10 protein-coding genes and 1 pseudogene are annotated in these 9,422 nt (G+C 58.6%); 2 read left to right on the forward strand and 9 right to left on the reverse strand.

Annotation, left to right across the window (positions count from 1 at the left end; translation table 11 throughout):
• From B2W52_RS18895 to B2W52_RS18905, 3 genes and pseudogenes are all read right to left on the reverse strand, one after another.
• Positions 1–293, reverse strand: a pseudogene (locus B2W52_RS18895) (glycosyltransferase family 4 protein); the annotation flags it as partial.
• Positions 290–1,348 (reverse strand): lysylphosphatidylglycerol synthase transmembrane domain-containing protein, encoded by a 1,059-nt coding sequence (locus B2W52_RS18900; RefSeq protein WP_273018224.1) that lies wholly within the window; start codon positions 1,346–1,348, stop codon positions 290–292. The pseudogene B2W52_RS18895 and the gene B2W52_RS18900, both read right to left, overlap by 4 nt.
• Before the next feature lie 97 nt (positions 1,349–1,445).
• On the reverse strand, positions 1,446–2,105 hold the full coding sequence (locus B2W52_RS18905) for a GntR family transcriptional regulator (protein ID WP_273070623.1): 660 nt from the start codon (positions 2,103–2,105) through the stop codon (positions 1,446–1,448).
• A 251-nt stretch (positions 2,106–2,356) separates the two neighbouring features.
• Here B2W52_RS18905 and B2W52_RS18910 point away from each other — a divergent pair, with 251 nt between their 5' ends.
• Both B2W52_RS18910 and gloA read left to right on the forward strand, forming a co-directional pair.
• Positions 2,357–3,493: an alkane 1-monooxygenase gene (locus B2W52_RS18910; RefSeq protein ID WP_273157348.1), complete on the forward strand. Its 1,137-nt coding sequence runs from the start codon at positions 2,357–2,359 to the stop codon at positions 3,491–3,493.
• 292 nt (positions 3,494–3,785) lie between these two features.
• Complete coding sequence (gloA, locus tag B2W52_RS18915; protein WP_273018226.1) at positions 3,786–4,334, forward strand: lactoylglutathione lyase; 549 nt, start codon at positions 3,786–3,788, stop codon at positions 4,332–4,334.
• A gap of 6 nt (positions 4,335–4,340) precedes the next feature.
• On the opposite strand, the gene B2W52_RS18920 is transcribed toward gloA, so the two are convergent.
• The 6 genes from B2W52_RS18920 to B2W52_RS18945 form a co-directional block, all read right to left on the reverse strand.
• Positions 4,341–5,294 carry a DMT family transporter gene (locus B2W52_RS18920; protein ID WP_053112909.1) on the reverse strand — a complete coding sequence of 318 codons (954 nt, stop codon included), beginning with the start codon at positions 5,292–5,294 and terminating at the stop codon, positions 4,341–4,343.
• Positions 5,291–5,944 carry a LutC/YkgG family protein gene (locus tag B2W52_RS18925; RefSeq protein WP_104270684.1) on the reverse strand — a complete coding sequence of 218 codons (654 nt, stop codon included), beginning with the start codon at positions 5,942–5,944 and terminating at the stop codon, positions 5,291–5,293. The genes B2W52_RS18920 and B2W52_RS18925 overlap by 4 nt, the downstream gene beginning before the upstream one ends.
• Entirely contained in the window at positions 5,941–7,380 is a 1,440-nt protein-coding gene (locus B2W52_RS18930; RefSeq protein WP_008175234.1) for a LutB/LldF family L-lactate oxidation iron-sulfur protein, read from the reverse strand. The genes B2W52_RS18925 and B2W52_RS18930 overlap by 4 nt, the downstream gene beginning before the upstream one ends.
• The gene (locus B2W52_RS18935; protein WP_008175233.1) at positions 7,373–8,155 is read right to left on the reverse strand and encodes a (Fe-S)-binding protein; all 783 of its coding nucleotides are present in this window, start codon (positions 8,153–8,155) and stop codon (positions 7,373–7,375) included. Before B2W52_RS18935 ends, B2W52_RS18930 begins: the two co-directional genes overlap by 8 nt.
• Positions 8,156–8,306: 151 nt before the next feature.
• Positions 8,307–8,576: a ComEA family DNA-binding protein gene (locus tag B2W52_RS18940; protein WP_008175232.1), complete on the reverse strand. Its 270-nt coding sequence runs from the start codon at positions 8,574–8,576 to the stop codon at positions 8,307–8,309.
• Between the two features lie 461 nt (positions 8,577–9,037).
• Positions 9,038–9,422 (reverse strand): FCD domain-containing protein (locus B2W52_RS18945; RefSeq protein WP_286803903.1); only part of this gene is annotated, 385 nt, incomplete at its 5' end.

Below are 9,422 nucleotides of genomic sequence, written 5' to 3' on the forward strand. Positions count from 1 at the left end.
CCGCCACCACTGACCGCGTTGCCGGCAGAGACCATAAAATCGAGTCCGGACCGGTTCAGTTCCGGAATAATACGGTCCTCGAAAATCCCCACCGAGTTGTTGATATTGCCCACCACCGCAAAGCTGAAAGGCTCGCCGGGTTGGAGCTGACGATGAAGCTGTTCTACCTGCTCGGTATGAACGCCCTCGAAGTCCTCTGTGAACAGGTTCAGGTAGGTCTTGTAGCCGACCAGCAGCAGCACGACCAACAAGCACAGATAAAACAGAAGCTTGAGTGGGTTGCGGAAAATCATCCGGCTCTCCTGCGATTGGCAACAAGTTCCTTCTGTAGCACTACCAACCCGATGATCATGCCCAGGTAAATGGTCAACAGGCGCCAGCAGACAATGACCAGTATCAGGTGGTTACCCGAGAGGATATCCCGGAAAAAGCTCCCGAAAATACCTTCGGAAATACCGGAAGCACCCGGGGTGGGCGAGAAATACATAACGAACGTTGTGACGACCAGCAGCCCCACCGACACCACATAATCAACACTGTAGTCCAGACTGTGCATCAGCAGCGCCGGGAAACTGAACAAACTGAGCAGAAATACCGCAGTGAACAGAATCGACAGCCACACGAATACCGGGGCGCCGCGCAGGTAATCGCCAAAGCTCCGGGAAAGCCGCAGCATCTCCCTGCGCGCCTTGAATTGCCAGCGTTGATGACGGCGTTCGCTGATCAGGTGAAGCCGGCGTGCGGCGCTCAGCAATCGGGTCAACGGGCCGATCAGCCAGCGGGTCCGGAGCAGCAGAACCAGGAAAAAGCCGAGGTACAACACAATGAGAACTGCCAGAGCGGTGCCGATATCGCCAGTGATGGAATTGCCGTCCAGGGGTTTGAGCGTGAGCAGGAATACCGGCGTCAGCGAAAATATGAACAGCACCGCCAGGATCGTCCGGATCGTGGTCGCAGCCGTCGCACGCCCAATCGGAACGCCATGGTGGCTCAGAAACCAGATCTGGGCGAAACCGCCCCCGGTGGCCATCGGCGTGATGTTGGAAAAGAACAGATTGATAAACACCAGCCGCACCATGGCCGGCAGGGGAAGCCGGTGCCCCAGGGCTCTCAGGGTAAAATAGAGCCGAAGGCCATCCGAGATGAAATAAACCAGCAGAAGGCCAGCCACCGATAACAGGGTTCCCGGAGCGATCAGCCTGGTATCGAAGGTAAGGGTGCGTTCGGCGAACAGATGGTAAACGGCATACAGCCCGGCAGCGGTGAGCGCCAGAAACAACAGACTGAACATCGCCAGTCTTTTTCCAGAAGCGCGCTTTGAATAGCTGATTTCAGTGGAGTCAGTCATGGGCTGCCCGTCAGAGTGAGACGGGCAGTTTACAGGGTAGGGTGTGGTCGGTGTCCAGTGTCGCTGGCGGCGAACCCCATGGATTCCAGGGTCGAGGTTAAGAAGTCAGAGCCTGGTGAATGAGAGACTTCTGGTGCTCCGCAAATTCCCGAATCAACGCCTGCGCCTTAACCGAATCCCGCGCCAGCACCGCCTGCGGCAGATTGGCAAAAAACTCACTGGTCTGCGTCAAACCTCGACGATACCGATCGGCACTCAGATAATAGGCCCGACTGACCGCCGGCTTGAAATTCGACAGTGCCTCCGTGAGATACGGATTCCCCACCACCTCACAACAGGCATCCATCACATCAAAACTCGCCTCAACCACCCCGGAGATGTCGGCAGATCCGTCGTTTATCTTGTCAACAACCTTGCTCACCGCCCCAAGCACCAGAGGCTTGTCGCGTTCCTGCCAGCGCTCGCACAAACGCACCGCCATCATCATCAGCAAGTGCATATAAACATCGTAGAGCTCCGAAGCATGGGCCGCATCCAGCCGGGTTGCCGAAGCGCCCTTACGGGGCGTGATCTCCACCAGATGCCAGCGCTCCAGGGTGTACAGGGCTTCCTTCACCGATGCCCGGCTCACCTTCAGTTCACCGGCGAGCGTGGCCTCCTGAATCCGCTCACCCGGGCGAATCTGCCCGGTCATGATCCGTTCTGCCAGGTAATTGGCAATCTGCTCGGCCAGTGTGTTCGGCACCTGAAAATCCATAAAGGCTCTCTGGACAGGTCGTAAAAACCGGTCGGCTGCTGCGGTAAGCCGACCGGCGGAAGAGTGTATGCGCATGAGTTTATCACAGCCTCGGAGTGCGATAGCGACAACGCCTTGATTCGGCGGGGCTTCCTGACAATTGTCAAAAAACCTCGCCAGAAATGTTGACGACTGATGTATTGTAGGACAATAATGCACAAAACAACAGGTGATCAGAGTTTCACCAACAAGCATTTGATGGAGAGAACCCAATGAGCACAACGCAGTTATCGGTAAATCGAGAGGCCACCCGCCGAAGGATCTTGCTGACCCTCAAGAAGTACAGCTACCTGATCGCCATGGTGCCCCTGTTGCTGCCGCCTCTGCTGCTGGCCGCCGGCCAGGCCACTGATCTGGTGAACCTGTTTTCCTGGGGCGTCCCCGTGGTCGTGTTCGGGATCATCCCGGTACTGGACATGCTGCTTGGCAAGGATTCCCTGAACCCGGATGAAGAAACCGACGTGCCGCGGATGGTCGGCGAACGGTTCTATAAAGCCATTACCCTGGGCTGGGTGGCAGGCTTTGCAGCCTTACTGGTCTGGAGCATGCTGGAACTGGCTTCCGGCTCCTTCAGCCTGGTGGGCAGTATTGGCTGGATCGTCTCCATCGGCATCGTCGGAGGCCTCGGCATCAACGTCGCCCACGAACTCATCCACAAAGACGAAAAACTCGAAACCCGGGCTGGCGGCTTCCTGCTGTCACTGGTCTGCTACGCCGGTTTCAAAGTCGAACACCTGCGCGGCCACCACGTACACGTCTCCACCCCGGAAGATGCCTCCTCGTCACGCTACAACCAGTCCCTGTATAACTTCTTGCCCCAGGCCTACATGCGCAACTTCCTGAATGCCTGGAAACTGGAAGCCGAACGCCTGCAACGCAAAGGCCACAAAGCCCTCAGCTGGCGCAACGAACTGATCTGGTGGTACAGCATCAGCGCCCTGGCACTGGCTGGTTTCACCATCGCCTTCGGCTGGCTCGGCGCCGTCTTCTTCCTGGGCCAGAGCTTTATCGCCTTCACCCTCCTGGAAATCGTCAACTACCTCGAACACTACGGCCTGCACCGGAGAAAACTCGAAAACGGCCGCTACGAACGCACCGGCCCCGAACACAGCTGGAACAGCAACTACTTCCTCACCAACGTCTTCCTGTTCCACCTCCAACGCCACAGCGACCACCACGCCTGGGCCAAACGCAGATACCAGATCCTCCGCCACCACGACGTGGCTCCCCAACTACCGGCCGGCTACTCCGCAATGATCGTCCTGGCAATGTTCCCCCCACTCTGGCGGCGGGTAATGAACCCAAGGGTAGAGGCTTATTACGAAGGAGAAGAACACCAGTTGGCCTGAAAGCGGGCCACTCCAAAGGTTCGGTCGGCAGGGGTGTGAGGGGGTTCTTTCTGCAGGGAAACGACTGTCTGAGCGAAGCGAGTTCGGATTCCCGGAAGAAAGAACCCCCTCATGGCCCTGCCAGCCACCGATCTTCAGAGCGTCTCTGAAGAAACGCCGGCCTAAAAAACCGGCCCTCAAGACCCCGGCGGTTCGTCTCTGGCCCCGGGGTCTTTTTTCACGCCCTTGAAATCTCCCTGAAACGCACACAGGTATAACCTCTGAATCCTGCGAAAAAAAAGGGAAAACCAACATGCCCAAGCATTTCGAACAGGCCCCTGGCCTACACGAAGAACCCGTTCCCGAAACCGAAGGTTACGTCTTCAACCAGACCATGATGCGCATCAAGGAACCCGAGCGCTCCATGGACTTCTACACCCGAGTGATGGGCATGCGCCTCGTTCGCAAACTGGACTTCCCCGAAATGAAGTTCACCCTGTATTTCCTTGGCTACCTGGATGATCGCCAGGCCGGCCTCGTGCCGCAGGACGATGCCCACCGCACCACCTACACCTTCGGTCGCGAAGCCATGCTTGAGCTCACCCACAACTGGGGCACCGAAGACGACAACGACTTCGGCTACCACAATGGCAACGACGAACCCCAGGGCTTCGGCCACATCGGCGTAGCGGTGCCAGACGTTTACGCCGCCTGCGACCGCTTTCAAAAGCTCGGTGTGGAGTTTGTGAAAAAGCCGGACGACGGCAAGATGAAAGGCCTGGCCTTTATCAAAGACCCGGACGGCTACTGGATTGAAATCCTGCAGCCGGACATGCTTGAGAAACAGCGCAAGGAAGACTGATCTTCCTTACTCCGCACCGGCCTCCTGGCCGGCTGCGGGTTTACGGCCGTAGCGGGAGGCCACCACCACCGCTGCGGTCAGAATCAGTGCCCCCGCAATACCAATCGGCCCCAGAATCTCCTCCAGAAACACCCAGGCCAGCAGGGCTACAAACAGCGGTTCCAGAGTCACAATGATGCTGGAGAGCGTGGCCGGTGTCGTTTTCATGCCAGAGAAAAAGCACACATAGCCAATACAGGTTGGCACCACCCCCACATACACCACCATCAGCCAGTGCCCGATACTGAGAGTTTCCAGCCCCTCGAAACCGCCAGACAGGGCAACCACCGGCAACAGAATCAGCGCCGCAGTGAAGAAGCAGATAAACGCCGTGGTGAACACCGGTGTCCCGGCAGAGCTGTAACGGCTGGTCAGCGTGAAACCGGTGTACACGCAGGCGGCCAGTAACGCCACCAGAATGCCCGCAAGCCGAAGTGTACCGGTGGTGTCCATATCGCTGAGAACCAGCATGCCCGTGCCCGCGATGGCGGCAAACAGCGACAGAACCGTCAAAAGGCTGGGCTTCTCTCCCAGAAGAGGCGCAGCAAGAATTGCCACCAGCACTGGCGGAAGGCAGAGCGCGATCAGGGTGGCGATGCCGGCACCGGTGAGGTCCACGGCCAGAAGGTAGCTGCCCTGGTAGAACGCCTGGAACAGGCCAAGGGCTGCCAGCGGAATCAGGGTCTTGCGGGTGAGGCTCCGTAGGGAACTGCCGGGCACTTTAGCGCCCGGATTGGCTCGCTCAAGGCGTGCCTGCTCCCGTCGCATCAGCAGCCAGAAAAACGGCAAAGCCACGGCCAGTCGCAGGAAGCCCAACGTAATGGCCTGCAGTTCGGTACCGGTAAACAGAAATTTCGCAACAATGCCCGTGGTCGCCCATAGCAGGGCAGCCAGGGCGATCAACAGGGCGCCTTGGATCATTCAATAATCAACACAATCAGCTCTTTGGGACCGTGAACACCGTAGGCAAGGGTTTGCTCGATGTCAGCGGTTTTGGAAGGGCCAGAGATTAGCAGGGCATTGGTCGGCATGCCAGCGGCCCAGTTCTGGGCCTTCATGGCTTCGTGGAAGGTGGTATAGAGCTCAGAGGCCCGGAGCACGGCAATGTGCACCGGCGGCACCAGGCTCATTAGCCGTGGCTCGTCCTCGTTTGGCCACAGGATCAGCGAGCCGGTTTCGGCAATACCGCCGCGGGTGGACGTAATGCTGGCGTCCACCTCGTTGAACAAATGCGACTGCCAGCTTTCGATAGGCTCGTCGTAGATCAACAGTTCCGGCAGATCGTTACGACCGGCAGTGCGAAGTGACTGTCCGATTTCGTGTTGTTTTGGAATCAGCAGATTCCTGGCCCCGCGGGTGTTCAGCACCTCCGCCAGGCGTTCCATCCACATGTCTTCGGTGCAGTGGTGCACCTCGCCGTGGACCGACTCGATCATCTTCTCGAACCGCTCGATACGCTCCTTTGTCGACCAGTCATCCCGTACCAGAACTGAAAAGTCGCACTCCGGCACCGTCAGTTCACCGCCGGTTCGGTTGCGCAGACGCTGAAGAATCGTTTCCCGGGAACTCATTGGCCACGCTCCTTCATTCGCTGGTGCAGGGTTTTGGCCGCCAGTTTGGGGGGCGTGCGGTAATCGGTCCAGGCGCCCGCTTTCGAGGGCTGCAATGCCCTGAATTTGCTGGCGGCACCGGTGCCGAAGCGATAAATGCCGGGGCTGGCGTGCATCCAGGCCCAGCCTTTCCAGATCATCGCTTCCATTGAGCTTCGCTTGGCCCCGTGGCCACGGACCTTGGCCGGGTGGAGCTTGTCGCCATCCACCGATTCCTGGCGCAGTCGCACCAACAGATCGGGAATGGGGATTTTCACCGGGCAGACCTCGCCACAGGCGCCACACAGACTGGAGGCGCTGGGCAGGTGCCGGCCTTCGTCCAGGCCAATCAGGTGCGGCATCAGGATCTTGCCGATCGGGCCCGGATAGGTGGTGCCATAGGCATGGCCGCCTACCCGTGTGTACACCGGGCAGTGGTTCATGCAGGCGCCGCAACGGATGCAGCGCAGGGTGTCCAGCAGCTCGTCGTCCTGGTAGATCGACGAGCGGCCGTTATCCACCAGCACCAGATGCACTTCTTCGGGCCCGTCCAGCTCCTCGGCCTTGCGCGGGCCGGAAATCATGTTGAAGTAGGTGGTGATGTGCTGGCCGGTAGCAGACCGGGTCAGCAGGGCGAGCAGGGCAGAGACGTCCTCCATGCTCGGCACCACCTTTTCTATGCCGGTAACGGCAATATGGCACTTGGGCACCGTGGTGGTCATCCGGCCATTGCCTTCGTTTTCCACCAGGCATAGGGTGCCGGTCTCCGCCACCGCAAAGTTAACCCCCGAAACGCCCACATCGGCATTCATGAACTTTTCCCGCAATTGCAGGCGGGCACTGGCGGTGAGGTATTCCACATCGTTGGACAGATCCGTGCCGGTTTTCTCGTGCAGCAACTGGGAGATCTCTCCAGTGTTCTTGTGAATCGCCGGCATGATAATGTGTGATGGCGTTTCATCCGCCAACTGCACAATGTACTCGCCCAGGTCCGATTCCAGGGCTTCGATCCCCTGTTCCTCCAGGTAATGGTTCAGCTCCATTTCCTCGGAGACCATGGACTTGCCCTTGATCACCGTCTTGGCATCCCGGGCCTTGCAGATGTCCCGCACAATCCGGCAGGCCTCATCGCCATCCACCGCCCAGTGCACCCTGATGCCGTTTTCGATCAGCTTTTTCTCAAGCTGCTCCAGCAAATCTGGCAGGTTGGCCAGGGCGCGGAGGCGAACGTTGGCACCCAGATCCCGGAGGGTTTCCAGATCCCAGCCCTCGAACGCCGTCTTGCGCTTGGACATCAGCCCGTCCATGGCGCTGCGGAAATTCTTGCGGATCTTGGGGTCGTGAATGGCCGCCTGAGCCCGCGGATGGAACTCTTTCACGTCGATGTGATGGCCAGTGTGCTCGGCTGTCTCACTCATGACTGCTGCCCCCTTTGCCCTGGGTGCGCGACCACAGGAAACTGAGAATGTGCTGGCCTTCAACAGGCTTCTGGTTTTTCTCGGCGTAGCCGGCGATGTTCATCAGGCAGCCGCAATCGGTGGTGACAAACTGCCTGGTGCCGGTATCCACCAGTGCATCCACCTTCTCGCTCACCATGGCGCTGGAAATCTCCGGGTGGCGAACCGCAAAGGTGCCGCCAAACCCGCAGCATTCCTCCGGCCGGATCTGCTCTACCAGGTTCACGTTTTTGAGTTGTCCCAGCAGTTTGGGTCCAACCTCGGCCACGCCCATTTCCCGACGGGCGGAGCAGGAGGTGTGCATGGCCACGGTGGTGGGTTCGCCCAAATCTTCAAGTTTGATGTGGCAAACATTGAGCAGAAAATCCGTCAGCTCCCAGACCCGGCCAGCGACCTCGGCGGCTTTCACCTCATCCGTGGTGTCCTTGAACAGGTCGGGGTAGTGCTTGCGCATCATCCCGCCACAGGAGCCGGATGGCACCACAATGGGCCAGTCGCCGGGGAACAGGTCGAGCTGGGCCCTGGCTACTGATCGGGCCTCGTCGTGATAACCGGAAGTGTAGGCTGGCTGGCCACAGCAGGTCTGGTTCTGGGGAAACAGCACCTCAATGCCTTCACGCTCCAGAAGTTCCACGCCGGCAATGCCCGCATCGGGGTAGAACATGTCCACCAGGCAGGTGCCGTAGAAATAGACTTTCGCGGGTTTTGCAGGATAAACCTTGATCGGATCAACCATGTGCGGATGCTCAACGGTTTTTGAATTGTTATCCAGCAATAATAGGGTGGCGAGCGCGGTGTTGCCAGACGACTTTATGGGTAGCCGGAAAGAGGGAGGAAAGGGATTCAGAAAGAGGAAGGGCAGCGGCAGCGCGCCACTGCCCGGGGTATTACTTCACGGTGAGGCGAGCGGCATTTTTCTCGATGGTACGTTCGCCAATGCCCTTCACATTTGCCAGGTCTGCGGTAACTGCAAAAGGACCATTCGCTTCGCGATAGGCAACGATGGCTTCGGCCTTGCTCTGGCCAATGCCGTTCAGGCTGGCGAGGGTAGCCACATCGGCCGTGTTGATATTGATAGCGGCGTCCTGGGCGTAGGCAAAACCGGTAACCAGGCTGAACAGCAGAACGAGTGTTGCGAAAAGCGGTGTGCGTTTCATAGATACGAGCTCCTGAAGCTGTGTTGCGTTTTTTGGTTTTGTGCCAGGGCGCAAAGCAGCAGAAGCGAAATGTAAAGAAGAGAGCAGAAATGTCTGTGGGTACGGGGAGTGCACGGACGGGACCACATTCCTTGTGATCCCCGATTCCGTGGCTGACCCCTGCCTGTTCCCTCAGGCGTGCGACTCATCCTGAGCGCGTCTTTCCTGTGATCATCCCTGTAAGCCCTGATCCTTCGGGCAACTCCCGAGCCGCGGAGGGCTCTTCCCTGGAGTTCTCATCCTTGAGCCAACGTTCCTTGCTGGCTTGTCATCCCTGACACTGATCATTCTACTGTGTATCGAATTCCTACCTATCGGAGAATCGCTCCATGGTTTGTGCGATATATCTTACGAATCTGTAAGCGTTTCGGCGGGTTCAATTATGAACCTGGGTTCAGTATTTCCGGGGCCTGAGAGGCAATTTATTGCTCACTGCGGTGGGCAGCAGCCGCCTCGCGGATTCGCTCCATGGTGATTTCCCGCACGGCCTTCTGGCTGGCACGGATATGACGGGTGAGACGATCCGCCGCCTCGCTTGCCTGCCCGTTGCGCAGTGCCTCCAGAATCGCGGCATGCTCCACGTAAGTGGCATCAATACGCTCGTCCCGGCTGAAGTCCAGGCGCCGCACAATCCTCAGCCTGTCGGTGATCTCACGATGAATTCGTGTCATCTCCCGGTTTCCGGCAGCGGCCACCAGATCGCAGTGAAAGCTCTCGTCCAGCATTCTGACGGTGCTGCCCACCGCGCGCTCGGATGGATGGTCCGGGTTCCAGAGGGCTACCAGGGTTCGCAGTGCTGCAGGCTCT

This window comes from Marinobacter sp. UBA2498 (genome assembly GCF_002341575.1).
Classification (GTDB): Bacteria; Pseudomonadota; Gammaproteobacteria; order Pseudomonadales; family Oleiphilaceae; genus Marinobacter; species Marinobacter manganoxydans.

What these genes read in the sequence shown, in the direction of transcription:
- B2W52_RS18925 (WP_104270684.1), bottom strand. Translation starts at nt 5,944, where the DNA reads ATGAGTTCCCGGGAAACGATTCTTCAGCGTCTGCGCAACCGAACCGGC.
- B2W52_RS18930 (WP_008175234.1), bottom strand. Translation starts at nt 7,380, where the DNA reads ATGAGTGAGACAGCCGAGCACACTGGCCATCACATCGACGTGAAAGAG.
- gloA (WP_273018226.1), top strand. Translation starts at nt 3,786, where the DNA reads ATGCCCAAGCATTTCGAACAGGCCCCTGGCCTACACGAAGAACCCGTT.
- B2W52_RS18910 (WP_273157348.1), top strand. Translation starts at nt 2,357, where the DNA reads ATGAGCACAACGCAGTTATCGGTAAATCGAGAGGCCACCCGCCGAAGG.
- B2W52_RS18905 (WP_273070623.1), bottom strand. Translation starts at nt 2,105, where the DNA reads ATGGATTTTCAGGTGCCGAACACACTGGCCGAGCAGATTGCCAATTAC.
- B2W52_RS18935 (WP_008175233.1), bottom strand. Translation starts at nt 8,155, where the DNA reads ATGGTTGATCCGATCAAGGTTTATCCTGCAAAACCCGCGAAAGTCTAT.
- B2W52_RS18920 (WP_053112909.1), bottom strand. Translation starts at nt 5,294, where the DNA reads ATGATCCAAGGCGCCCTGTTGATCGCCCTGGCTGCCCTGCTATGGGCG.
- B2W52_RS18900 (WP_273018224.1), bottom strand. Translation starts at nt 1,348, where the DNA reads ATGACTGACTCCACTGAAATCAGCTATTCAAAGCGCGCTTCTGGAAAA.
- B2W52_RS18940 (WP_008175232.1), bottom strand. Translation starts at nt 8,576, where the DNA reads ATGAAACGCACACCGCTTTTCGCAACACTCGTTCTGCTGTTCAGCCTG.